Origin of the sequence: Mycobacterium sp. 2-64 (assembly GCF_035918375.1) — a bacterium.
In the GTDB taxonomy this organism is placed as follows: domain Bacteria; phylum Actinomycetota; class Actinomycetes; order Mycobacteriales; family Mycobacteriaceae; genus Mycobacterium; species Mycobacterium intracellulare.
The window spans coordinates 930686-954192 of record NZ_CP142361.1; the positions used below are offsets into that span (position 1 = coordinate 930686).

17 protein-coding genes are annotated in these 23507 nt (G+C 70.5%); 7 read left to right on the forward strand and 10 right to left on the reverse strand.

The annotated features are described in order from the left end of the window. Window positions 1-22 precede the first annotated feature (22 nt). Entirely contained in the window at window positions 23-598 is a 576-nt protein-coding gene (locus tag QGN31_RS04495) for a TetR/AcrR family transcriptional regulator (RefSeq protein ID WP_009954986.1), read from the forward strand. On the opposite strand, the gene QGN31_RS04500 is transcribed toward QGN31_RS04495, so the two are convergent. The 3 genes from QGN31_RS04500 to QGN31_RS04510 form a co-directional block, all read right to left on the reverse strand. Next, a complete protein-coding gene (locus QGN31_RS04500; protein ID WP_014942858.1) occupies window positions 592-2958 on the reverse strand; it encodes a glycoside hydrolase family 65 protein in 2367 nt (788 codons plus the stop codon). The genes QGN31_RS04495 and QGN31_RS04500 overlap by 7 nt on opposite strands. After that, window positions 2955-3752: a beta-phosphoglucomutase family hydrolase gene (locus tag QGN31_RS04505; RefSeq protein WP_371286284.1), complete on the reverse strand. Its 798-nt coding sequence runs from the start codon at window positions 3750-3752 to the stop codon at window positions 2955-2957. Before QGN31_RS04505 ends, QGN31_RS04500 begins: the two co-directional genes overlap by 4 nt. Before the next feature lie 135 nt (window positions 3753-3887). Next, window positions 3888-5480: a PPE family protein gene (locus QGN31_RS04510; protein ID WP_014942857.1), complete on the reverse strand. Its 1593-nt coding sequence runs from the start codon at window positions 5478-5480 to the stop codon at window positions 3888-3890. A gap of 250 nt (window positions 5481-5730) precedes the next feature. On the opposite strand from QGN31_RS04510, the gene guaA reads away from it, so the two are divergent. The 3 genes from guaA (at window position 5731) to QGN31_RS04525 (ending at window position 10182) form a co-directional block, all read left to right on the forward strand. Continuing rightward, window positions 5731-7341, forward strand: coding sequence for a glutamine-hydrolyzing GMP synthase (guaA, locus tag QGN31_RS04515; protein ID WP_193375519.1), 1611 nt, complete (start codon window positions 5731-5733; stop codon window positions 7339-7341). A 555-nt stretch (window positions 7342-7896) separates the two neighbouring features. Further along, window positions 7897-8577: a hypothetical protein gene (locus tag QGN31_RS04520; RefSeq protein ID WP_026071206.1), complete on the forward strand. Its 681-nt coding sequence runs from the start codon at window positions 7897-7899 to the stop codon at window positions 8575-8577. A 48-nt stretch (window positions 8578-8625) separates the two neighbouring features. Next, the gene (locus QGN31_RS04525; protein WP_014383238.1) at window positions 8626-10182 is read left to right on the forward strand and encodes a DNA polymerase Y family protein; all 1557 of its coding nucleotides are present in this window, start codon (window positions 8626-8628) and stop codon (window positions 10180-10182) included. Here QGN31_RS04525 and QGN31_RS04530 read toward each other — a convergent pair. The 4 genes from QGN31_RS04530 to QGN31_RS04545 form a co-directional block, all read right to left on the reverse strand. Further along, window positions 10173-11330 (reverse strand): alpha-hydroxy-acid oxidizing protein, encoded by a 1158-nt coding sequence (locus QGN31_RS04530; RefSeq protein ID WP_009957341.1) that lies wholly within the window; start codon window positions 11328-11330, stop codon window positions 10173-10175. The two genes, QGN31_RS04525 and QGN31_RS04530, sit on opposite strands and share 10 nt — an antisense overlap. Window positions 11331-11454: 124 nt before the next feature. Continuing rightward, window positions 11455-12714 (reverse strand): 3-oxoacyl-ACP synthase KasB, encoded by a 1260-nt coding sequence (kasB, locus tag QGN31_RS04535; protein ID WP_014942854.1) that lies wholly within the window; start codon window positions 12712-12714, stop codon window positions 11455-11457. A 117-nt stretch (window positions 12715-12831) separates the two neighbouring features. Then, on the reverse strand, window positions 12832-13284 hold the full coding sequence (locus QGN31_RS04540) for a hypothetical protein (protein ID WP_009957770.1): 453 nt from the start codon (window positions 13282-13284) through the stop codon (window positions 12832-12834). Further along, window positions 13281-14315, reverse strand: a complete 1035-nt coding sequence (locus QGN31_RS04545) for a nucleoside hydrolase (protein WP_014942853.1) — start codon at window positions 14313-14315, stop codon at window positions 13281-13283. Before QGN31_RS04545 ends, QGN31_RS04540 begins: the two co-directional genes overlap by 4 nt. Window positions 14316-14371: 56 nt before the next feature. Here QGN31_RS04545 and cmaA1 point away from each other — a divergent pair, with 56 nt between their 5' ends. After that, window positions 14372-15259, forward strand: a complete 888-nt coding sequence (gene cmaA1, locus QGN31_RS04550; protein WP_014942852.1) for a cyclopropane mycolic acid synthase CmaA1 — start codon at window positions 14372-14374, stop codon at window positions 15257-15259. On the opposite strand, the gene QGN31_RS04555 is transcribed toward cmaA1, so the two are convergent. Further along, window positions 15260-17266, reverse strand: a complete 2007-nt coding sequence (locus tag QGN31_RS04555) for an SDR family oxidoreductase (RefSeq protein ID WP_038537445.1) — start codon at window positions 17264-17266, stop codon at window positions 15260-15262. It abuts the gene before it with no gap. A 63-nt stretch (window positions 17267-17329) separates the two neighbouring features. Then, window positions 17330-18043, reverse strand: a complete 714-nt coding sequence (locus QGN31_RS04560) for a histidine phosphatase family protein (protein WP_014942851.1) — start codon at window positions 18041-18043, stop codon at window positions 17330-17332. A 92-nt stretch (window positions 18044-18135) separates the two neighbouring features. On the opposite strand from QGN31_RS04560, the gene QGN31_RS04565 reads away from it, so the two are divergent. Further along, window positions 18136-19002, forward strand: a complete 867-nt coding sequence (locus QGN31_RS04565) for a MaoC family dehydratase (protein ID WP_014381037.1) — start codon at window positions 18136-18138, stop codon at window positions 19000-19002. Here the strand turns inward: QGN31_RS04565 and otsB are convergent, their stop codons facing one another. After that, the gene (gene otsB / locus QGN31_RS04570) at window positions 19003-20145 is read right to left on the reverse strand and encodes a trehalose-phosphatase (RefSeq protein ID WP_014385741.1); all 1143 of its coding nucleotides are present in this window, start codon (window positions 20143-20145) and stop codon (window positions 19003-19005) included. Between the two features lie 55 nt (window positions 20146-20200). Between otsB and QGN31_RS04575 the strand changes: the two genes are divergently transcribed. After that, complete coding sequence (locus QGN31_RS04575; protein WP_014385740.1) at window positions 20201-23488, forward strand: error-prone DNA polymerase; 3288 nt, start codon at window positions 20201-20203, stop codon at window positions 23486-23488. Window positions 23489-23507: the final 19 nt, after the last annotated feature.

Here is a 23507-nt window from a genome sequence, read left to right on the forward strand (position 1 = left end):
CTACGTTTGGTAGTGTAGTCAGATGACTACAACGTCCGCAAGAGGCCGCGGGAAACCCCCGACCGGGCGGGCGGAAGTGGCCGCGGCGATCCTGGAGGCCGCCACCGAGCTGTTCGCCGAGCGCGGCCCGGCGGCGACCTCCATCCGCGACATCGCCGCGCGGGCAGGCGTCAACCACGGGCTGGTGTTCCGGCACTTCGGCACCAAGGAACAACTCGTCGGCGCCGTGCTCGACCACCTGGGGGACGACCTGAGCGCCCAGCTGGAGACCGACACCCCCGCCGAGGTGGTGCAGCGCTCCCTGGACCGCCAGATGCGGGTGATGGCCCGCACCGTGCTCGACGGCTATCCGGCGGGCCAGCTGCAGAAGCGCTTCCCCAACATCGCCACCCTGCTCGACGGGGTGCGGCCGCTCTACGACGACGAGGTCAAGGCGAGGCTCGCCGTCGCCAATGCCCTTGCCCTGCAATTTGGTTGGCGGTTGTTCGCGCCGGTCCTGCGCTCGGCGACCGGGATCGAAGAGCTGACCGACGCCGAATTGCGCGCCGCGGTGGGCGCCGAAGTGGAGCGGATGCTCGGGCCCGCCGACACTCAGTGAGGCCGCGACAGCACCCGCCGGTGCATGGGCGCGCGCCCCAGCGGCTGGTGCGGCGGCGGCAGGAGCGGCTTGCGGGGACGCACGGCGACCGTCGTCGGGGATTCGGTGCTCAGCTCGAGGTCCTCGCCGGCGTGCCGGATGGTCAGCTCGCCGCCGGGCCCGTCGCGCAGCGTGTACGTGACATCGACGTGGTTGACGTCGATGGTGACCCGGAAGTCGCGCCACCGCAGCCGGAATCGCAACCGCGAAATCCCGTCCGGCAGAGCGGGATCCAATGACAGCATGCCCTCGTCGTCGCGCAGGCCGCCGAACCCGGCCACCAGCGCGGTCCAGGCGCCGGCGAGCGAGGCCATGTGCAGGCCGTCGCGGGTGTTGTGGTGCAGATCGCGCAGGTCGATCAGGGCGGCCTCGTAGGCATAGTCGTGGGCCAGCTCCAGATGCCCGACCTCGGCGCACATCACCGCCTGGGTGCAGGCCGACAGCGACGAGTCGCGCACCATGCGCGGCTCGTAGTAGTCGACGTTGCGGGCCTTCTGTTCGGGGGTGAACGCGTGGCTTCGCCAATGCATCGCCAGCACCAGGTCGGCCTGCTTGATCACCTGCGCGGGATAGAGCCGGACGTAGGCCTCGTGCAGCAGCAGCGGGTAGGTGGTGTTCTTCTCGAAGTCCCATTCGGCGTAGGTGGTGAACCCCTCGCACTGCTGATGGACCCCGAGCCCGTCGTCGTAGGGGATGTGGGCGGCGTCGGCGGCATCGCGCCACGCGGCCGCCTCCTCGGTGGTGACCCCCAGCGCCTTGGCCGCGTCGGGATGGCGGTTGCACGCGTCGGCGGCGGTGTGCAGGTTGTGCGCGGCCATCAGGTTGGTGAAGGCGTTGTCGCGGACGACCGCGGTGTACTCGTCGGGGCCGGTGACACCGTCCAGGTGCCAGACGCCGTGCCGGTCGTGATGGCCGAGCGAGAGCCACAGCCGGGCGGTCTCGACCAGCACCTTCAGGCCGCAATCGGCTTCCAGCTCGTCGTCGCCGGTGACGATGCGGTAGCGCTCGAAGGCCATCGCGATGTCGGCGTTGATGTGCCAGGCCGCCGTGCCGGCCGGCCAGTACGCCGAGCACTCCTGCCCGCGGATGGTCCGCCACGGGAAGGCGGCGCCCTCCAGGCCCAGTTCGGCCGCCCGCTCCTTGGCCAGATCCAGGGTGGAGGCCCGCCACTTCAGCGCGTCGGCCACGGTGTGCGGCGCGGTGTAGGTCAGCACCGGCAGCACGTAACCCTCGGTGTCCCAGAAGGCGTGCCCGTCGTAGCCGGTTCCGGTGAGTCCCTTGGCCGCGATGGCGCGGCGTTCGGCGCGGGCGCTGGCCTGCAGCAGGTGGAAGAGCCCGAAGCGCACCGCCTGCTGGGATTCGGGGTCGCCCTCGACCTCGACGTCCGCGCAGTCCCAGAAGTTGTCCAGGTACTTCCGTTGCGAATCCAGCAGCCCCTGCCATCCGCTGTAGCGGCCGCCGTGCAGCGCGGCCGCGACCTGGTCGCGCAGCGCCGGACGCGAGCGCATGCTCGACCAGCCGTAGGCCAGGTATTTGACGATGCGCAACTTCTGTCCCTCGCGCAGCCCGCAGATCACGGTGGTTCGCGCCAGATCGGCCCGCGCATCGGTGCTGACCTCGACGCGGCCGGGAACCTCGACCTCGTGATCCATTCCGGCGGCCATCATCAGCGCGCTGCTACGGGTGCGGTGCATGAGGACCGCGCCCGTATCGGTGTTTTCGTGGGCGACCTCTTCGAGCGGGTTCTCCAGGATGGCCGACACGCGCGGGTCGCCGGAGGTCTGCGGCTGGTCCTCGTTGGTGACCAGTTCGGACTGCACCGTGACCCGCACGAATTCGCCGACCGCTTCCACGACATACTCGATGGCGGCCAGGCCGCGGTGCGGCAGCGAGACCAGCCGGGTGGTGACCACCTTGACCTCTTTGCCCGCGGGCGAGCGCCAGTGCGCGGTTCTCGTCAGCGTCCCGGCGCGCAGGTCGAGATCGCGCTCGTGAGAGATCAGTTCGCCGTAGCGCACGTCGAAGGGCTCGTCTTCGACCAGCAACCGGATGATCTTGCCGTTGGTGACGTCGATGAGCGTCTGGCCGGCTTCCGGGTAGCCGTAGCCGGCTTCGGCGTAGGGCAGCGGCCGGATCTCGTAGAAGGAGTTCAGGTAGGTGCCCGGCAGGCCGTAGGGCTCGCCCTCGTCGAGGTTGCCGCGCAGCCCGATGTGCCCGTTGGACAGGGTGAACAGGGATTCCGACTGGGCCAGCAGGTTGAGGTCGAGCTGGGTTTCGCGAACGTGCCACGGGTCAACGGGAAACGCTTCGTCGGTGATCATGACTGCAGCAACTCGGCGAGGTCGCTGACCACCACGTCCGCGCCGTTGCGGCGTAAGTCCTCGGCTTGGCCCACCCTGTCGACACCTATCACGAAACCGAAGTTACCGGCCCGGCCGGCGGCCACCCCCGACAAGGCGTCTTCGAACACGGCCGCCGCCTCGGCGGGGACGTCGAGCAGTTGCGCCCCGCGCAGGTAGGAGTCGGGCGCCGGCTTGCCGGCGATGTGTTCCTGGCGCAGGGTGATGCCGTCCACCCGCTTTTGCACGAACCGGTCCAGCCCGGTGACCTCGAGGACGTCGCGGGTGTTGGCGCTCGAGGACACCACCGCGATGCCCAGGCCCGCGGCCGACGCCGCCTCGAGGTAGCGCCGCGAACCGTCGAAGACCTTGACGCCGTCCTGCTTGAGGACCTTCTGGAACATGTCGTTCTTGCGGTTGCCCAGGCCGTAGACGGTCTCGGCGTCATCGGGGTCATCGGGGCTGCCGTCGGGCAGTTCGATGCCGCGGCTTTCCAGAAACGACCGGACCCCGTCCTCGCGTTTCTTGCCGTCCACGTATTTGCGGTAGTCCGCGGCCGCGTCGAAGGGGACGAATTCGTCGCCGGTGCGCTGGGCCCGGTCGGACAGGTAGGCGTCGAACATCGCCTTCCACGCCTTGGTGTGCACACTGGCGGTGTCGGTGAGCACGCCGTCGAGGTCGAACAGGCAGGCGCGCACCTTTTCTGGCAGACCCAGCTCTGAGCTCACCGGCGGTCCTCGCTTTCTGGTCTCGGGGGCTGGTTGACCGATACCCACTCCACCATGTCCGCCATGCGTGCCGCCAGCGTTTCGGTGTCCGCCGCCGCGGCGGGGCGGATGCCTGCGGGGACGGCCGGTCGCCGGTCAACGCGTTAACGCACTGTGCCGCAGGTGATTTCGTCGACGACGGACTCAGTCCCGGCTGCCGGGCGCCCCCGTGCCGTCGCCCGGGGGCCAGGTGCCCGGCACCATCGGCATTCGGGGTGCGTCGCCGAATTCGTCGGCCGCCAGGGTGGTCAGGCCCGCCGCGGCGACGGGTTCCTTGCGCGCCGTGCCGGCGAAGCCCAGGTTTCCGGCGCCGCCGTGCGACGCCGTCGTCTCCGGCTCGTTCCAGTCCGGATCGACGTCGACGTTCATGTCCATGAACTCGTCGCCATGGGCGCGCTGCCGCGCCCGCCGGCGCCGGCGGGTGCGCGCCGCCTCCCGCGCGGCCGCGGCCGCGACGGCCGCGGCCGAATCGGGTTCGGGCGCCTTCTTTTTCGCGCCGGCGGCGGCGCCCGCGCTCATCCCCGAACCGAAACCGATGCCGGGAGGCGCGAGGGCGTACGGGGGCACGAACGGGACGGTGCCGGCGGCCGGCGGCGCAGGCGGCGCCGGGCTGGCCACCGTGGCGGCCGAGGGCGCGGGCGCGGGCGCGGGTGCCGGCGCGGCGGCCGCGGCTGGCGCGGTGACGGGGCTCATGGCGGGCGCCGCCGGCAGGCTCGGGGGTGCGGCTGGGGCCGGGGCGGCCGGCACCGCGGCGGGCGCGGCCGGGGGGGCCGGGGCGGCCAGGCCGGCAAAGCCGGCCAGCGCCCCGAAGGGGGCCGCGGCGACGAGCATCGGCAGCAACAGCAACTGGGGCTGCGTCGGGAGCCAACTGGCTAGCTGGGCCAGGTGTGTCGGCCAGTCGAGCAGCACGAGTTGCGTGATGAACTCGAAGGCCGCCGCCGGGTTTTCCTGCAACAGGGCCCCGAACTGCTGGAAATCGGAAAACAGCTCGAGGGCCCGGACCACCCACCACATCAGGTCCCCGGGGTTGGTGTAGGCCTCGTAGGGCAGGCCGTTGAGGGTCCCCTCGACCGGATCCCAGTCGAGGCCGAACAGCCGCAGGATCTGGGCGACGAACTGGTTGAGCGGGCTGTCGAACCCGTGCTCGTGGTCGTGGTGGTCGTCGTCCTCCTCGTGGTCGTGTTGCGCGGTGGCCTCGGACTTCAGGATCGGCGGCGCCGGGTCGGTCGGCGGTACGGCCGCCACCGTCGCCGTGGATACGGCTTCATAGGTCGCCATCGTGCCGGCGGCCTGGACCCACATCCGCGCATAGTCGGCCTCGTTGACCGCGATCGGAATGGTGTTGATCCCAAAGAAATTCGTCGCCACCAGGGCACCGTGGACGACGTGGTTGGTGGTCAGCTCCGGCAGGGTCGGCATCGCCGCCAGCGCGGCGGTGTAGGCGGTGCCCGCCGCCTCGTGCTGGGCGGCCGCCGCGGCGCTGTGCGCGCTGGCCTGTGTCAACCACGCCAGGTACGGGGCGTGCGCGGCGACGTAGGATTCGGCGCTGGGCCCCTGCCATGCCCCGGCCTGCGTCGACGTCAACAGCGCGCCGAGTTCTTCTGCGGCCGAGGCGTATTCGGCGCTCATTGAGCTCCACGCCGCCGCCGCGGCGAACAGCGACGCCGGCCCCGGTCCGCTGCTGAGCAACGCCGAGTGCACCTCGGGCGGGGACGCCATCCACACCGGCGCGGTCATCGCCGGACGCCTCGTCGGCGGTCGGCCATCGGCGGCGCGCTTGCGGCGGGCAACGTCATCACGGCAACTCCTGGGCTGGGCAGTGTGCAGATCCTCGACCAGTCAATTGAAAATGATTGTCGTTATCAATACTCGACCGCCGACCTCATGCCAAAGGCATAGAATTCGCCGCGGCGGCGCGTTACGCACCGCGTTTTCGCCGTGGGCCTCTCGGGCGGCGGCGGCGCAGGCGGCCACTAGACTCGCCTGCGTGGCCGAATCCAGGGAAACTGAGGCAACCGAGCCGGCGGGCGCGTCCGGACCGCCCGCTCGACCGGTGCTCGTCGTGGACTTCGGGGCGCAGTACGCGCAGCTGATCGCCCGCCGGGTCCGCGAGGCGCGGGTTTTCTCGGAGGTCATCCCGCACACCGCCACGGCCGAGGACATCAAGGCCAGGGACCCGCTGGCGCTGGTCCTTTCCGGCGGGCCGTCCAGTGTCTACGCCGACGGCGCCCCGCAGCTGGACCCGGCGCTGTTCGACCTCGGGGTGCCGGTGTTCGGCATCTGTTACGGGTTCCAGGCCATGGCCCAGGCGCTGGGCGGGACCGTCGCCCACACCGGCACCAGCGAATACGGCCGCGCCGAACTGAAAGTCCTTGGCGGCGAACTGCATTCGGGCTTACCGAGCGTCCAGCCGGTGTGGATGAGCCACGGCGACGCGGTCACGGCCGCGCCGGACGGGTTCGAGGTGGTGGCCAGCAGCGCGGGCGCGGCGGTCGCCGGGTTCGAGAACCGGGCCCGTCGGCTGGCCGGCGTGCAGTACCACCCGGAGGTGATGCACAGCCCGCACGGGCAGCAGGTGCTCAGCCGCTTCCTGCACGACTTCGCCGGGCTCGGCGCGGACTGGACGGCCGCCAACATCGCCGAGGCGCTGGTCGAGCAGGTGCGCGCCCAGATTGGCGACGGCCATGCGATTTGCGGGCTGTCCGGCGGCGTGGATTCCGCGGTGGCCGCCGCGCTGGTACAGCGCGCCATCGGTGACCGCCTGACCTGTGTCTTCGTCGACCACGGGCTGCTGCGCGAGGGCGAGCGCGCACAGGTGCAACGCGATTTCGTGGCCGCCACCGGCGCCAATCTGGTGACCGTCGACGCGGCCGACACCTTCCTCGACGCGCTCGCCGGCGTGACCAATCCCGAAGGCAAGCGCAAGATCATCGGCCGCCATTTCATCCGGGCGTTCGAGGGCGCGGTGCGAGACATCGTGGGGGACAACGCTTCCGACGGCTCCGGCGTCGAGTTCCTGGTCCAGGGCACGCTGTATCCCGACGTGGTGGAGTCCGGCGGCGGCAGCGGCACAGCGAACATCAAGAGCCACCACAACGTCGGCGGCCTGCCCGGCGACCTGACGTTCAAACTCGTCGAGCCGCTGCGGCTGCTGTTCAAGGACGAGGTGCGCGCGGTCGGGCGCGAGCTGGGCCTGCCGGAGGAAATCGTTGCGCGCCAACCGTTCCCGGGCCCCGGCCTGGGCATCCGGATCGTCGGCGAGGTCACCGCGGAGCGGCTGGAAACGCTGCGGCGGGCGGACTCGATCGCGCGCGAGGAGCTGACGGCCGCCGGCCTGGACACCCTGATCTGGCAGTGCCCCGTGGTGCTGCTGGGCGACGTGCGTTCGGTCGGCGTGCAGGGCGACAACCGCACCTACGGGCACCCGATCGTGTTGCGGCCGGTGACCAGTGAGGACGCCATGACCGCCGACTGGACCCGGGTCCCCTACGAGGTGCTCGAACGCATCTCGACCCGCATCACCAACGAGGTCGCCGAGGTCAACCGCGTGGTGCTGGACATCACCAGCAAGCCGCCGGGCACCATCGAATGGGAGTAGTCGCCCTCGCGTGGGTGCAGGACTTTTCGGCGTTGTTTTCGGTGGAAGTGATCACCGCTCGGCGTGCCCGCTGAGCTTCCGCCGGAAGGTCCGCCTTCTCCAGGACAAGATGCGCGAGCGGGAGATGCGGCCGCCGAGTGATGCCGCACAACATGGGTAACAGGCGCCACACGCGTCGCTGCGCGGGTGGACAGGCGTTGTGCCCACCTCCGAGCGACAATCTCGGGCGGGCCCGTGACCAGCGAAAACGTGTTGTCGCTCGGAGGTGGGCACACGCACTGCGCCCTCCGCCAGGGTCTGGTGTGGCCGATGGGACTTGTGAGGCGCGACGTGCGGCGACGCCGGCCCCGTGCCCGGGGCCGCGGCGGCCGGCCGGCTGGCATGGTTCAGCGTCGACGGAGTGGGCGTTGCCGCCGAAAAAATCACGCCCGAAAACACCATCAGCCACACCGGCACCGAGCGCATAAAGCAGCCCCTCACGTTGCTTGACGGTTGTCAGAGGGCCGGTGTTTACTTCGAACATACTTTCGAACGCCCGGTGAAGGAGGCTAGGTCATGACCGCGGCTTTTGCCTCCAGTCACCGCGAAGAAACCCGCGCTGAGCAGCTCGAATCGCTTCGACGGCGGATGGCGAGCATCTCCTCGAAAAAGGCCGGGCCGACCGTCCCCGACGACCTGCTGGACTCGGAGTCCCAGCTGGCGCTGCCGCAGTGGCTGGCGGACCTGCTGCCGGCGCCGCTGCCGCGGGGAACGGTGGCGGTGCTCTCGGGTGCCCGGTCGCTGTTGTTGAGCATGGTCGCCGCAGTCACGGCGGCCGGTGGCAACGCCGCGATCGTCGGCCAGCCGGACATCGGGCTGCTGGCCGCCGCGGAGATGGGGGCGGATCTGAGCCGGCTCGCGGTGATACCGGATCCCGGAACCGATCCGGTCGAGGTGGCCGCGGTGCTCGTCGACGGCATGGATCTGGTGGTCCTCGGGCTGGGCGGGCGCCGGGTGCCGCCGACGCGGGCGCGGGCGGTGGTGGCGCGGGCCCGCAGCAAGGGTTGCACTCTGCTGGTCACCGGCGGCGATTGGCAGGGCGCGCCGACGCGGCTGGCGGCCCGGGTCTGTGGCTACGAGATCACCCCGCACTGGGGAACGCCCGCCCCCGGATTCGGGCGGATCAGCGGGGTGCGGCTGCAGGTCAGCGGGATGTGTGCGGGACGACGGGTGACGGCCCAAGCGCGAGCGGGGTGAACTCCGGTGGTAACCCCTTCTGGTTCAAGGGTTTTGGCGATCTGGTGCATGGATTGGCCCGCGGTCGCGGCGGCGGCGGCCGCGGATCTGTCCGCGTCCGTCCCGGTCGCGGTCACGCTGGCCAACCGGGTGGTCGCCTGTTCGTCGGCCGCCCGCGCGGTGGGGGTGCGCCGGGGGCTGCGACGCCGGGAGGCGGCGGCCCGGTGCCCGCAGCTGCATGTCACCACCGCCGACGCGGACCGCGACGCCCGCTTCTTTGAAGCGGTGATCGCGGCGGTGGACGACCTGGTGCCCCGCGCCGAGGTGCTGCGGCCCGGGCTCCTGGTGTTGCCGGTGCGCGGGGCGGCCCGCTATTTCGGGTCCGAGGCCGTCGCCGCCGAACGGCTGATCGATGCCGTGGCCGCCGCCGGCGCCGAGTGTCAGGTCGGGATCGCCGACCAGTTGTCCACCGCGGTCTTCGCGGCGCGGGCGGGCCGCGTCGTCGAGCCGGGAGGCGACGCGAGGTTTTTGTCGGTCCTGTCCATCCGCCAACTCGCCACCGAGCCGAGCCTGTCCGGTCCGGGCCGGGAAGAGCTGACGGACCTGTTGTGGCGGATGGGGATTCGCACCATCGGGCAGTTCGCCGCGCTGTCGCGCAGCGATGTGGCCTCCCGGTTCGGCGCCGACGGGGTGACCGCGCACCGGTTGGCCCGCGGCGAGCCCGAACGGCCGCCCTCCGGGCGGGAGCCGCCGGCCGAGCTCGAGGCCGTGCTGGACTGCGATCCGCCGATCGACCGGGTCGATGCCGCGGCGTTCGCCGGGCGCTCGCTGGCCGGAACGCTGCATCAGGCGCTGATGGCCGCCGGCGTGGGATGCACCCGGCTGGCCATCCACGCCGTCACCGCCAACGGCGAAGAACGCCATCGGGTGTGGCGGTGCGCCGAGCCGTTGACCGAGGACGCCACCGCCGACCGGGTGCGCTGGCAGCTCGACGGCTGGCTGAGCAATCGCACCGCGCGCGATCCCCGGCCCACCGCCGCGGTGACGCTGTTGCGGCTGCAGGCGGTGGAGGTGGTATCCGCCGAGGCGCTGCAGTTGCCGCTCTGGGGTGGGCTGGGGGAGGAGGACAGGCTGCGGGCCCGCCGGGCGCTGGTGCGGGTGCAGGGGTTGCTCGGTCCGGAGGCGGTGCGAGTGCCGGTGCTGTCTGGGGGTCGCGGGCCGGCCGAGCGCATCACGCTGATCCCGCTGGGCGACGAGCCGGTGCCGCGGGCCGATCCCGATCTGCCGTGGCCCGGCCGGCTGCCCGCGCCGTCACCGGCGGTGTTGCTGGACGATCCGGTGGAATTGCTTGACACCCAAGGGAACCCGATACGGGTGACCAACCGCGGGCTGTTCTCCGCCGACCCCGCCCGCATGATCAGCCAGGGCCGAGACGAGCGGCTGTGCTGGTGGGCCGGCCCCTGGCCGGTCGACGAGCGGTGGTGGGACGACCGGCCCGTGGGCGGTCAGGGGGCCGGTCAAGGGTCCGGCCGCACCGCCCGCGCCCAGATCCTGCTGGAAAGCGAGCGTGCGTTGCTGTTGTGCTATCGCCAGCGGCGCTGGTACCTCGAGGGCAGCTACGAGTAGATGGGCCGCAGCGCCTCCGGCGTCAGGTCCTTGAGCGAGGGATATCCGTCGACGGCCATGATCAGGTCCGCTTCGGCCAGCAGCGAGCGCAGCACGTGCACGACGCCCTCGACGCCCCCGAGGGCCAGCCCGTAGGCGTAGGGGCGGCCGATCCCGACGGCGGTCGCCCCCAGCGCGAGGGCCTTGATGATGTCGGCCCCGCTGCGCACGCCCGAGTCGAACAGCACAGGCAGCCCGTCGGCCGCCTCGAGCACGTCGGGCAGGCAATCCAGGCAGGGCAACCCGCCGTTGGCCTGCCGGCCGCCGTGGTTGGAGCAGTAAATGCCGTCCACGCCAATGTCTTTGGCGCGGCGGACGTCGTCGGGGTGGCAGACGCCCTTGACCATCAGCGGCAGGTCGGTCTCCGCCCGCAGCCACTCCAGGTCGTCCCACCGGAACGGGCCGCCGAAAATGGGCAGCTTGCGCACCGCCGCCTCGGTGGCGTCTTCGCCCCGGCTCAAGCGGGAGCGAAAAACGGGATCGCTGGTGTAGTTGGCGAGGCACCCGCTGGGCACCTGGGGGTAGTTCCCCCCGCTGAGGTCGCGGGGCCGCCAGCCGGTGACCCAGGTGTCCAGGGTGACCGCGATGGCCTTGAAGCCGGCCGCCTCGGCGCGGTGCACCAGGCTGGCGGCCATCTTGCGGTCCGGCGGCGTGTACAGCTGGAAGAACGCCGGGCTATCGCCCAGTTCGGCGGCGATATCCTCCATCGGGTCGGAGGTGAGCGTGCCCACGAAGAACGGGACGCCGGTGCGGACGGAGGCCCGGGCGCAGAGCATGTCCCCGTGGCCCTCCGGGTCGCACACCCCGATGACGCCGATGGGCGCCATGAAGATCGGTGACGGAAACCTCATGCCGAACAGCTCGACGGACATGTCGCGCTCCTCGGGGGCGATCCCCATCCGCGGGTACAGCCCCCACCGTTTGAAGGCCGCGCAGTTAGCGCGCTGGGTGTGCTCGTCACCGGCGCCGCCCGCGACGTACTGCAGCACCTTCGGTGCCATCGCCGCCGCCGCCTTTTCCTCCAGGTCCTCGAACCTGATCGGGTACTGCGGCTGATTTCCGTGCAGCGACTGGTCGTACAGCTCTTTTTGATAGTCGGCGAAGGCCATAGTCGGTCCAGTACCCCGCACCCCGTGCACCAAACCGTGTTCGAGGATGCGGTCCGACGGGGTCGCGGTGCGGCGAAAACGCGTTCGGCACTAAGCGGTTTCGATGCGCTTCGCTATGCGCGCGTCAGTAGCGTCCGAAGACGGTCGCCACGTTGTGTCCGCCGAAGCCGAACGAGTTGTTGATCGCGTACTCGTAGTTGCCGGGGCGGGGTTTGCCGGCCACCACGTCCAGGTCGATCTCGGGGTCGAGGTTTTCCAGGTTCAGCGTCGGGGGGACGACCTGGTCGCGCAGCGCGAGCACGGTCAGGATCGATTCGACGGCGCCCACGGCGCCCACGGAGTGGCCCAGGGCGGCCTTGGGGGCGTAGACGGCGGCGTTGCCGCCGTGGGGGCCCAGGGCGTTGTTGATGGCCCTGCCCTCGGCGACGTCGCCGACCGAGGTGCCGGTGGCGTGGGCGTTGACGTGGTGGATGTCGCTGGGGGAGAGCCCGGCGAGCTGGATGGCGCGGGTCATGGCGTGCCCGGCGCGTTCGCCGTTGGGGTCGGGGGCCACCATGTGGTAGCCGTCGGAGGTGATGCTCGCGCCCATGATGCGGGCCAAGATGTTGGCCCCGCGGGCCTTGGCGTGCTCCTCGGTCTCGATCACCATCAGGGCGCCGGCCTCGCCGAACACGAAGCCGGTCCGGTCGCGGTCGAACGGGCGGCACGCGCCGACGGGGTCGTCGTTCTTGGTCGACATCACGATCCGCATCTGGGCGAACGCCGCAATCGCGACCGCCTCGATCCTGACCTCCACGCCACCGCAGATCGCGATGTCGGCCTCCCCGAAGACGATGTTGCGCCACGCCTGGGCGACGCCCTCCGAACCCGATGCGCACGCCGACACCGGGGTGATGACCCCGGCCTTGGCGTGCCGCTCCAGGCCCACCGCAGCGGCTGCCCCGTTGGGCATGTACTTGGACACCGCCAGCGGGGAGACACCCTTCATCCCGCGGGCGCGCAGGTCGTCGTAGCTGAACACGATTTGCTCCGCCGAGCCCAGGCCCGTGCCGACGGACACCATCAGCCGGTTGCTGTCGACCTCGGGCGAGCCGGCGTTCTCCCAGACCCGCCGGCCCAGGACGGTCGACATCATCTGCAGGTAGCCCATCCGGTGGCGTTCGGCGCGGGTGAGTCCGCCGTCGAAATCCTCGAGTAGATGACCGCCGATGCGCACCGGCAGGTCAAACTCCTCGACGAACGAGTCCTCGAGTTTGCGGATGCCACTTTGCCTGTCCAGCAACAGCTTCCACGTGGACTCGGCGTCAGTCGCCAGTGCGGTCGTCATGGCAATGCCCGTGACGACCACGTTCGGCAGCGTTTTCCCCGTAACCAGCTCCGCCATGACTTCCGAAACCTTTCATTTGATGAGAGCTGCTAACGAATTGACGCCGAGCCCCACACATCCCACCAAATCATGCCAACACAAACTCCCATTGTCCCTGACGTCAAGGGCGTGGCGTTAATCGGCGCGTACCGCCTGCGCCTGCGCCACCAGGGCGCGGCCGCCGGGCAACGCCCGCAGAACGGCGCGGGCCAGCCGGTCGCGGCCGCGGAGAGCGCCGGTCCTGGCCTGACCGGTGCGCAAATGGCGCCACCCCAGGAACGCCCACGACGCCGCGACCACGGCGTCGGTCACCCCGCCGCGGGCCCGGCGCCGGTCGACGAGGGCCAGGCCGAGCGCGGTCGCCGAGTGCACCGTGTCGACCCAGACCCCGGCCGCCAGCTCCTCCGGGCCGGGGTCGACCCCCGACAACGCCGCCTGGACCAGATGGCGAGCGCCCAGGATCCGGGTGACGACGATCGCCTTGCGATCGACCCGTACCCCGTGGATGTGGCTCAGCACCTCGGCGGGGGCGGCCAGCAGCACGCCGCCCCACCCCGCCCGGATCAGCTCGATGGCACGAAACTTCATGGGGTATCGGCTAACCGGCGCGCGAAGGGGCCCACCCGCTCGATGAACCGATCGAAGAACCCCGCTGCGTCCACGTCAATCCCGATGAGCGCGTTGGGTTCTCGTCGACCCGACCAGTCGGTCACCGTCATGGCGCGGGTCAGGGTCCCGGTCAGCTCGATGTCCACCGTCGCCGGCCGGGTGTTGACGAGCCCCGGATCCAGCGCGACGGCGGCGGCCAACGGATCGTGCATGTGTGCTTGATACCCGTGGCCGAGGTCGTGGTAGGCCTCCAGGTAGAACCGGGTCGCGTCCTCGATCACCCTGATCAGGGGGTTGGACGCCGTGGACCGGGTTGCGCGTTCGTCGTGTTCGCTCAGCGGCGTGGTCGTCGACCCGGCGGCGGCCGCCAGCCGGGCCAGGTGCTCCGGTGTCATCGCGACCTTACGGGTCAAATCCAGCCCGCACAGGATCGGAAGCCGTTGGTGGCCAACGGTTTCCTGGCCCCAGGCCGCCAGCACCTCGGCCGCGGCCTCCGGGTCCACGCTGATGTTCCATTCCGCGACCGTGGTGGTGTTGCCCCGGTGGTCGTAGGAACCCCCCATGATCACCAGCCGGCGCAGCAGCGACGGCAGGGTGGGTTCGGCGCGCAGCGCCAGCGCCAGATTGGTCAACGGGCCGGTCGCCACGCCGATGAGCTCCCCGGGGTGGGCCTTCGCCGCCCGCACCCACGCGTCCGCGGAGTCGTAGTCGGTGAGCTCGTCCCCACCCGGTGGCAGCTCGGCGTAGCCTAATCCCCTGGGGCCGTGGACTTTTGACGGCAAACACATCGGTCCGGTCAGGGTTTGATCGGAGCCTCTCGAAACCGGTATGCCGGTGACCTCGCACAGCCGCAGCAGGCCGAGATTGTTTTCGCAGACCTGCTCCACCCCGACGTTTCCACCGGTCGAGGCGATGCCGACCACCTCGGCGTCCGGGCTGGCGAACAGGTAGATCAGCGCCAGCGCGTCATCCACGCCGGTGTCGACGTCGACGAAAACGGGAGCGTTCATTGTCTACAACCGTTCATTGTCTACAACATAGCCATCTCGGCTATTAGGCTGAGCTGATGCCCACAACGTCGGAGCCCCCGGAGGGCACTGAATTAACGCCGCACTTCGACGACGTGCAGGCCCACTACGACTTGTCGGACGACTTCTTCCGGCTATTCCTCGACCCGACCCAGACGTACAGCTGCGCCTACTTCGAGCGCGAGGACATGACGCTGGAGGAAGCGCAGATCGCCAAGATCGACCTCGCCCTGGGCAAACTCGGGCTGCAACCGGGCATGACGTTGCTCGACGTCGGCTGCGGCTGGGGCGCCACCATGATGCGCGCCGTGGAGAAATACGACGTCAACGTTGTCGGCCTCACCCTGAGCCGCAACCAAGCCGAGCACGTCGAGCGGCTGATCGCGCAGTCGAAGAGCCCCCGTTCCGCGCGGATCCTGCTGCAGGGCTGGGAGGAGTTCGACGAGCCGGTCGACCGGATCGTCAGCATCGGCGCCTTCGAGCACTTCGGGCACGAGCGCTACGACGCGTTCTTCACCATGGCGCATGACCTGCTGCCCGACGACGGGGTCATGCTGCTGCACACCATCACCGGTCTGCACCCGACCGAGATGGTGGAGCGCGGCATGCCCATCTCGTTCACGTTCGCCCGATTCATCAAATTCATTGTCACCGAGATCTTTCCGGGTGGGCGGTTACCGTCGATACCGATGGTGCAGGAGCGCGCCACCGCGAACGGCTTCACCGTGAGCCGCATCCAGTCGCTGCAGCCGCACTACGCGAAGACCCTCGACATCTGGGCCGCCGCGCTGCAAGCCCACAAGGAGGAAGCCATCGCGGTGCAGTCCGAGGAAGTCTACGAGCGGTACATGAAATATCTGACCGGCTGCGCCGACGCCTTTCGGGTGGGCTATGTCGACGTCAACCAGTTCACGTTGGAGAAATGATCACCAGTGCACGCCGGGCACCCGGCGCACCAGCCGCTTGACGCCCCGCGGCGTGCGCAGGCCGCCGGTGACGGCGCGGACGGGCCGGTTGGGCTTGCGGCGCACGGCCGGCGGCGGCGCTTGGGCGGCGGGTGCCAGCCCGCGCGCCGCGGCCGAGTCGGGATAGCCGAGATAGAGCTGGTGCAGGATTCGCCGAGAAGTCCTGGGGACGAAGTAATTTCCGGCCTCGGCAAGCGTGCCCAGCGGGGTGTCGATGCGCGCGGGCTTGTCGACCAGCCCGCGCACCACCATCGCGGCCGCGCGTTCGGGGCTGATCGCCCGGACCGGGTTGAGCCGGTGCGACGGCACGATCATGGGGGTGCGCACCAGCGGCATGTGGATGTTGGTGAAGGTGATGTGGTCGGACAGCACCTCGGATCCGACCACGTCGGAGAACGCGTCCAGCGCGGCCTTGGTCGGCAGGTAGGAGCTGTATTTGGGGTTGCGTGCCTGCACGCCGGCGCTCGACACGTTGACGACGTGGCCGAATCGCCGCTCGCGCCAATGCGGCAGCAGCGCCAGCACCATTCGCACCGCGCCGAAGTAGTTGACCGCCATCACCCGTTCGTAGTCGTGTAGCCGGTCGGTGGAGTTGACCACCGAGCGGCGGATCGAGCGGCCGGCGTTGTTCACCAGGTAATCGACGTGGTCGAAGCGCCCCAGGATGTCTTTGACGGTGTGCTCCACCGACGCGGAATCGGTGACGTCACAGGTAAAGGCATGGGCGGCACCGCCATTGGCGCGGATCTCGGCGACCAGCTCATCCAGCGCGGCGCCGTTGCGGGCCAGGGCGAACACCGTGGCGCCGCGCTCGGCGATCGCGATCGCCGACGCCCGGCCGATGCCGCTGGACGCGCCGGTGATGATGACGTGCCGGCCGTGCAACGGTCCTCGCGGATCGTCGCGGCGCGCGCGGTCCGGATCGAGGTGTTCCGCCCAGTACCGCCACAGCTTCGGTGCGTAGGAGGAGAACTCGGGAACCCGTATCCCGTAGTCCCGCAAGGCGTTTCGGGTCTTCTCGCTGACGAAGGTGGGCGGCAGGTCGACGAGGTCGAACACCTCGGCGGGGATGCCCAGCTGGGTGGCCGCCATATTGCGCAGCACCCTGGCCCGGCCGCGCACGTTGAGGACGGGGGCGGCCACCGAGCGGGGCAGCGACCCGCGCAGCGGCGGCAGCCCGGCCGCCTTGGCCACGCCGCGGTAGATGCCGCGCAGGCCGATCGTCTTCTCGGCGGTGAGGTGGAACGTCTGCCCGTCACGACCGTCGGCGTGCAGGAGCGCGACCAGCGCGTCGACGACGTAGTCGACAGGGACGATGTTGGTGCGGCCGGTGTCGGGCAGCAGGATGGGCGTCAGCGACGGCAGGACGGCCAACTTGGCCAGCACGCCGAAGAAGTAGTACGGCCCGTCCACCTTGTCCATCTCGCCGGTGCGCGAATCGCCCACGACCACCGCCGGGCGGTAGATGCGATGGCGCAGGCCGGGCGTCGAGCGCACCAGCAGTTCGGCTTCGAACTTGGTCTGGTGATAGGGCGTCGGCAGTTGCTGGCCGACGTCGAAGTCGTCCTCGGTGTATTCGCCGCGGAAGTCGCCCGCCACGGCGATCGACGAGACATGGTGCATCGTCGCGCCCAGGCGCCGCGCCAGCCCGATCACCGCGCGGGTGCCCTCGACGTTCGCGGCGCGCTGCTCGGGCTCGCCGGCGGTGATGTCGTAGATCGCCGCGCAGTGCACCACGTGGTCGATCTCGCCCAGCTCGGCGAGGACCTCGTCGCTCAGGTCCAGCTCCGGCAGCTCGGCGACCAGCGGTTTGACCCGATCGCCCCACCGCGCCGCGAGGCGTTCGAAGCGGCCCAGCGACCGCCGTCGCACCAGGACCCACACCTGCGCGTCGGGCCGGGATTCCAGAAGACGAGACACGACGCGGCGACCAATAAACCCGGTACCGCCGGTAACGACATACCGCATGAAGACATGGTGGCGTCGGCAGCCGCCCACGTCAACTGCCGATCCGCGAGGGCTGGCCGCGGGCTAGCTGTGGAAGTCGCGGATCCCGTCCCAGTCGACCAGCGTCCAGCCGGTCATCGGGTTGCCGGTGATCACCACGCGGCCAGTGTTGGGCAACGGGTGGGTGTTCATCAGGCTTTCCTTGCCGTTGCGGGTGTTCATCAGCGTCCACACCATGATCGCGTTGGCGTGCGAGAACACCACCGGGTTGCGGTGGCCGCTGTAGTAGACCTTGTTGACGGCCGCGGTGAACTGGTCGTTGAACTCTTTGCCGCTGATCGAGCCGGGGATGCTGTAGGACACATCGCCCTTGATCCAGTTCACCGGGGCCACCAGGTAGGTCGACTTCGCCATCGACTCGGGTTTGCCGTTGTACCAGCCGGCGTTGATCTCCTGGATGCCGGGCAAAATCTCGACCTGCTTGCCGAGCTCGGCGGCCAGCGGCGCGGCGGTTTGCTGCGTCCGGGTCATCGTGGAGGCGTAGACGCTGTCGTAGTCCTTGCGGCCGAGTTGGTGCGCGATCTGTTCGGCCTGCCCCTTGCCCTCCGGGGTCAGACCCGGGCCCGGCACGTCGGTGTCGATGGTGCCGGCGGCGTTGGCCTCCGACTGGGCGTGCCGGACGAACGTCACCGTGATCGACCGCGCCTGCGGCGAGCCGCCGCAGCCGGCGACGATTACCGTTGCGGTGAGGGCGGCGACCGCAACCGAGGCCTTCCGGAACAAGCTGCGCTTGGACATGGGAGATAGCCTGCCCTGCCGACGCCTTCGGTGGGAAGGGTTTGCGATGGTTACGTGCAGAAAAGCTCTCGATTTCTGGAATAGGAGACCCCATGGCGATTGACCCGAGTGCCGTCGGCGCGGTGACCGAACCCATGACCTTCGAATGGACCGACCGGGACACGCTGCTCTACGCGCTCGGTGTCGGCGCCGGCATCGACGACCTGGCGTTCACCACCGAGAACAGCCACGACATCGACCAGCAGGTGCTGCCCACCTACGCGGTGATCTGCTGCCCGGCCTTCGGCGCGGCGGGCCTGGTCGGAAAGTTCAACTGGGCCATGCTCTTACACGGATCGCAGAGCATCCGGCTGCACGCCCCGCTGCCGCCCGCGGGGAAGCTCTCGGTGGTCTCCGAGGTCGCCGACATCCAGGACAAGGGCGAGGGCAAGAACGCGATCCTCGTGCTGCGCGGCCGGGGCACCGACCCGCAATCGGGACAGCTGATCGCCGAGACGCTCACCACCCTGGTCATCCGCGGCGAGGGCGGGTTCGGCGGGATGCCGGGTCAGCGGCCGGTCGCGCCGGAGTTCCCGGACCGCGAGCCCGACGCGCGGATCGCGCTGCCCACCCGCGAGGACCAGGCGCTGATCTACCGGCTGTCCGGCGACCGCAACCCGCTGCACAGCGACCCGTGGTTCGCCCGCGAGCTCGCCGGGTTCCCCAAGCCGATCCTGCACGGGCTGTGCACCTACGGGGTGTCGGGTCGCGCGCTGGTGGCCGAGCTCGGTGGGGGCGTCGCGGCCAACATCACCTCGATCGCCTCGCGATTCACCTCGCCGGTGTTCCCCGGCGAGACGCTGACCACGCTGATCTGGCGCACCGGGGAGGGCAAGGCGGTGTTCCGCACCGAGGCGTCCGGCGCCGAGGGTTCCGGCGTTCGCGTGGTGCTCGACGACGGCGCGGTGGAATACGCCTGACTAGGCTTCGAGCTGATCGGCCAGCCGGTCGGTGAACGCCGCGGCCCGCGCGGGGCTGTCCAGCGCGAACAGCGCCGCGGTGGCGCGGTCGCCATCGTCGCTGTGCCGCACCAGGATCGGGACCCCGTCGTCGTGCACCGCGTCGAACGCGTCCTCGTCGGTGATGTCGTCGCCGAGGTAGACCGGCGTGAGCGATCCCGACCCGGCCCGGTGTAGGTGATCGATCACCCAGCGCAGCGTTTTTCCCTTGTCCCAGTCCAGATCCGGGCGCAGCTCGATGACCTCGCGGCCGGTGGTCACCCGGAGCGCGTCGCGGCGCCCCGCCGCGCGCACCGCGGCCAGCACCTCGCCCACGCGGTCGCGTTCGGCGTTGCGGTAGTGCACGGCGACGCCGAATCGCTTGTGCTCCACCACCACTCCGGGGATTCCGCCGAGCTGGTCGCGCAGCCGGGCCGCCGCCTGCTCGAGCACCGGGATGGCCGCGGCCGCGGCGTCGTTCTGATGGTGTGTCCCGTCGGGCGCGGTCAGCTCGAAACCGTGACTGCCCGCGTACCAAATGCCAGGCACGCCAACGCGATTCGTCACATCGGCGAGATCGCGGCCCGACAGCACCGCGACCGGACAGCCGTCGGCCAGCTTCGCCAGCGCCTCGGTGGCCCCGGCGACGGGCCGCGCGGCGTCGGGGTCGTCGACGATGTCCGAGAGCGTGCCGTCGAAGTCGAAGAATACGGCCGGCCGCCGGCCGGCCAGGCCATCGGCGGCGTCGGTGAGGGCCCGCATCGCATCCGGCAGTTGCGACATCCGAAGATCCCCGGTGCGCACGCCGACCTCGCCGAGGTCGCTGACCACGGCGTCGGCCCCGGCGTCACGCAGCGCGCCGGCGCTCTTGGCCGGCCCGACGCCGATCACCGACGCGAATCCCGCGGCGCGGGCGGCCTCGACGCCGGCCGCCGCCCCGGCGACCACGACGGCGCGGCCCGGGCGCACCTTCAGGTCCGCGGCCGCCCGCGCCGGGCCGTCCGCGGGGACGACGGCGGTGCCCACCCCGACGTCGCGCAGCCGCGCGGCCAGCGTTGAGCCGAGGTCGGTTTCCAGGTCGAACAGCACCGCGTCGTGGCGGCGCGGGTCGATGATGACCGGCATGTGCCAACCCTCTCACGGCGACCTCTATCGAACATATTTTCGATAGACTGCGCGTATGGGCTGGTTCAACGGGCCGCCGAGCTGGGCGGAAATGGAGCGGGTGCTCGACAGCAAGCCACGCCGTGCCGGTGAGCCGGCGGGGCTTCCCGAGGACGCCCCCCTGTCGCGCAAGCGCGCCACGTACCGGCCGCCGGGGGACGGCCGGGCACCCCGCCCGTCCGTCGGCCGTTCCGTTCCGTATGCCGAACTGCATGCGCATTCGGCGTTCAGCTTCCTAGACGGGGCGAGCACGCCCGAGGAACTGGTCGAGGAGGCGGCCCGGCTGGGCCTGCGCGCCCTGGCGCTCACCGACCACGATGGCCTGTACGGGGCGGTGCGGTTCGCCGAGGCGGCCGCCGAGCTCGACATGCGTACCGTGTTCGGCGCCGAACTGTCGCTGGGCGGTGAGGCCCGCACCGAGCGGCCGGACCCGGCGGGCCCACACCTGCTGGTGCTGGCCCGCGGCCCCGAGGGTTACCGGCGGCTGTCGCGGCAGCTGGCCGCGGCGCACCTGGCCGGCGGCGAGAAGGGCAAGCCCCGTTACGATTTCGACGCACTGACCGAGGCCGCCGGCGGGCACTGGCACATCCTGACCGGGTGCCGCAAAGGCCATGTGCGCCAAGCGCTTTCCGACGGTGGTTCGGACGCCGCCGAGCGGGCGCTGGCCGACCTGGTGGACCGGTTCGGTGCGCAAAGGGTCAGCGTCGAGTTGACCCATCACGGGCAACCGCTCGACGACGAACGCAACGCGGTGCTGGCCGCGCTGGCCCCGCGCTTCGGGGTCGGCGTCGTCGCCACCACCGGCGCGCATTTCGCGGGGCCGTCGCGGCGCCGGCTGGCCATGGCGATGGGCGCCATCCGGGCCCGGGAGTCCCTGGATTCGGCCGCCGGGTGGCTGGCCCCGCTGGGCGGTTCGCACCTGCGCTCCGGCGCGGAGATGGCCCGGCTGTTCGCTGGGGGCCCCGACGTGGTGACCGCGGCCGCCGAACTGGGCGAGCAGTGCGCGTTCGGGCTGGCGCTCATCGCGCCCCAGCTACCGCCGTTCGACGTGCCCGACGGGCACACCGAGGACAGCTGGCTGCGGCAGCTGACCATGGCCGGCGCGCGCGACCGCTACGGTCCGAACGCACCGCGCGCCTACGCACAGATCGAGCATGAGCTCAAAGTCATTGCCCAGCTGCAATTTCCGGGCTACTTCCTGGTGGTGCACGACATCGCCCGGTTCTGCCGGGACAACAACATCCTGTGCCAGGGCAGGGGATCGGCGGCCAACTCCGCGGTCTGCTACGCCCTCGGCGTCACCGCCGTCGACCCGGTGGCCAACGAGCTGCTGTTCGAGCGCTTCCTGTCGCCGGCCCGCGACGGGCCACCCGACATCGACATGGACATCGAGTCCGACCAGCGCGAAAAGGTCATCCAGTACGTGTACGACAAATACGGCCGGGACTACGCCGCCCAGGTCGCCAACGTCATCACCTACCGGGGAAAGATCGCGGTGCGCGACATGGCCCGCGCCCTGGGCTTCTCGCAGGGCCAGCAGGACGCGTGGAGCAAGCAGATCAGCCACTGGGGCGGGCTGGCGGACTCGCCGGAGGTCGAGGACATCCCCGAGCCGGTGATCGACCTGGCGAACCAGATCCGGAACCTGCCGCGGCACATGGGCATTCACTCCGGCGGTATGGTGATCTGCGACCGCCCGATCGCCGACGTGTGCCCGGTTGAGTGGGCGCGGATGGAGAACCGCAGCGTCCTGCAATGGGACAAAGACGACTGCGCGGCAATCGGTTTGGTGAAGTTCGACCTGCTCGGGCTGGGCATGCTCTCGGCGCTGCACTACGCCATCGACCTGGTGGCCGAGCACAAGGGGATCGAGGTGGACCTGGCCCGCCTCGACCTCTCCGAGCCGGCGGTGTACGAGATGCTGGCCCGCGCCGACTCCGTCGGCGTGTTCCAGGTGGAGTCGCGCGCGCAGATGGCCACGCTGCCGCGGCTGAAGCCGCGGGTGTTCTACGACCTGGTGGTGGAGGTCGCGCTGATCCGCCCCGGCCCGATCCAGGGCGGGTCGGTGCACCCCTACATCCGGCGGCGTAACGGTGAGGACCCGGTGGTCTACGACCACCCGTCCATGGAACCGGCGCTGCGAAAGACGTTGGGGGTGCCGCTTTTTCAGGAGCAGCTGATGCAGCTCGCGGTCGACTGCGCCGGGTTTTCCGCCGCCGAGGCCGATCAGCTGCGCCGCGCCATGGGGTCCAAGCGCTCCACCGAACGCATGCGGCGGCTGCGCGGCCGGTTCTACGAGGGCATGCGCGCGCTGCACGGCGCACCCGACGAGGTGATCGACCGGACCTACGAAAAGCTGGAGGCGTTCGCCAATTTCGGTTTCCCGGAAAGCCACGCGCTGAGCTTCGCGTCGCTGGTGTTCTACTCGTCGTGGTTCAAGCTGCACCACCCGGCGGCGTTCTGCGCCGCGCTGCTGCGCGCCCAGCCGATGGGTTTCTACTCGCCGCAGTCGCTGGTGGCCGATGCGCGCCGGCACGGCGTGACCGTGCACGGCCCGGACGTCAACGCCAGCCTGGCGCACGCCACCCTGGAAAACACGGGAACCGAGGTCCGGCTCGGTCTGGGTGCGGTCCGCCATATCGGCGACGACCTGGCCGAGCAACTGGTCGAGGAGCGAAAGGCCAACGGCCCCTTCGCCTCCCTGCTGGATGTGACGTCGCGGCTGCAATTGAGCGTGCCGCAGACCGAGGCGCTGGCCACCGCCGGGGCTTTTGCCTGCTTCGGCATGTCCCGGCGCGAGGGGCTGTGGGCGGCCGGGGCGGCGGCCACCCAGCGGCCGGGCCGCCTGCCCGGGGTGGGCTCGTCCTCGCACGTCCCGGCGTTGCCGGGGATGAGTGAGCTGGAACTGGCCGCCGCCGACGTGTGGGCCACCGGCATCTCCCCGGACAGCTACCCGACGCAGTTCCTGCGGGAAGACCTGGACGCGATGGGGGTGGTGCCCGCCGAGAAGCTGGGATCGGTGCCCGACGGCGACCGCGTGCTGATCGCCGGGGCGGTGACCCACCGGCAGCGCCCCGGCACGGCCCAAGGGGTGACGTTCCTGAACCTGGAGGACGAGACCGGGATGGTCAACGTGCTCTGCGCGCCGGGGGTGTGGGCGCGGCATCGCAAGCTGGCGAACTCGGCGCCGGCGCTGCTGGTGCGCGGGCAGGTCCAGAACGCCAGCGGCGCGATCACCGTCGTCGCCGAGCGGCTGGGCCGCATCACCCTGGCCGTCGGCTCCAAGTCCCGCGATTTCCGCTGACGTGCCACGCCGAACGTGC

Excerpts from the sequence above, each read along its gene's own strand:
- QGN31_RS04560 (WP_014942851.1), bottom strand. The coding sequence starts at position 18,043 with ATGTCCAAGCGCAGCTTGTTCCGGAAGGCCTCGGTTGCGGTCGCCGCC.
- cmaA1 (WP_014942852.1), top strand. The coding sequence starts at position 14,372 with ATGCCCACAACGTCGGAGCCCCCGGAGGGCACTGAATTAACGCCGCAC.
- QGN31_RS04500 (WP_014942858.1), bottom strand. The coding sequence starts at position 2,958 with ATGATCACCGACGAAGCGTTTCCCGTTGACCCGTGGCACGTTCGCGAA.
- QGN31_RS04525 (WP_014383238.1), top strand. The coding sequence starts at position 8,626 with ATGGATTGGCCCGCGGTCGCGGCGGCGGCGGCCGCGGATCTGTCCGCG.
- QGN31_RS04555 (WP_038537445.1), bottom strand. The coding sequence starts at position 17,266 with ATGCGGTATGTCGTTACCGGCGGTACCGGGTTTATTGGTCGCCGCGTC.
- QGN31_RS04520 (WP_026071206.1), top strand. The coding sequence starts at position 7,897 with ATGACCGCGGCTTTTGCCTCCAGTCACCGCGAAGAAACCCGCGCTGAG.
- QGN31_RS04495 (WP_009954986.1), top strand. The coding sequence starts at position 23 with ATGACTACAACGTCCGCAAGAGGCCGCGGGAAACCCCCGACCGGGCGG.
- QGN31_RS04565 (WP_014381037.1), top strand. The coding sequence starts at position 18,136 with ATGGCGATTGACCCGAGTGCCGTCGGCGCGGTGACCGAACCCATGACC.
- QGN31_RS04510 (WP_014942857.1), bottom strand. The coding sequence starts at position 5,480 with ATGACCGCGCCGGTGTGGATGGCGTCCCCGCCCGAGGTGCACTCGGCG.
- QGN31_RS04545 (WP_014942853.1), bottom strand. The coding sequence starts at position 14,315 with ATGAACGCTCCCGTTTTCGTCGACGTCGACACCGGCGTGGATGACGCG.
- kasB (WP_014942854.1), bottom strand. The coding sequence starts at position 12,714 with ATGGCGGAGCTGGTTACGGGGAAAACGCTGCCGAACGTGGTCGTCACG.
- QGN31_RS04540 (WP_009957770.1), bottom strand. The coding sequence starts at position 13,284 with ATGAAGTTTCGTGCCATCGAGCTGATCCGGGCGGGGTGGGGCGGCGTG.
- QGN31_RS04530 (WP_009957341.1), bottom strand. The coding sequence starts at position 11,330 with ATGGCCTTCGCCGACTATCAAAAAGAGCTGTACGACCAGTCGCTGCAC.
- otsB (WP_014385741.1), bottom strand. The coding sequence starts at position 20,145 with ATGCCGGTCATCATCGACCCGCGCCGCCACGACGCGGTGCTGTTCGAC.
- QGN31_RS04575 (WP_014385740.1), top strand. The coding sequence starts at position 20,201 with ATGGGCTGGTTCAACGGGCCGCCGAGCTGGGCGGAAATGGAGCGGGTG.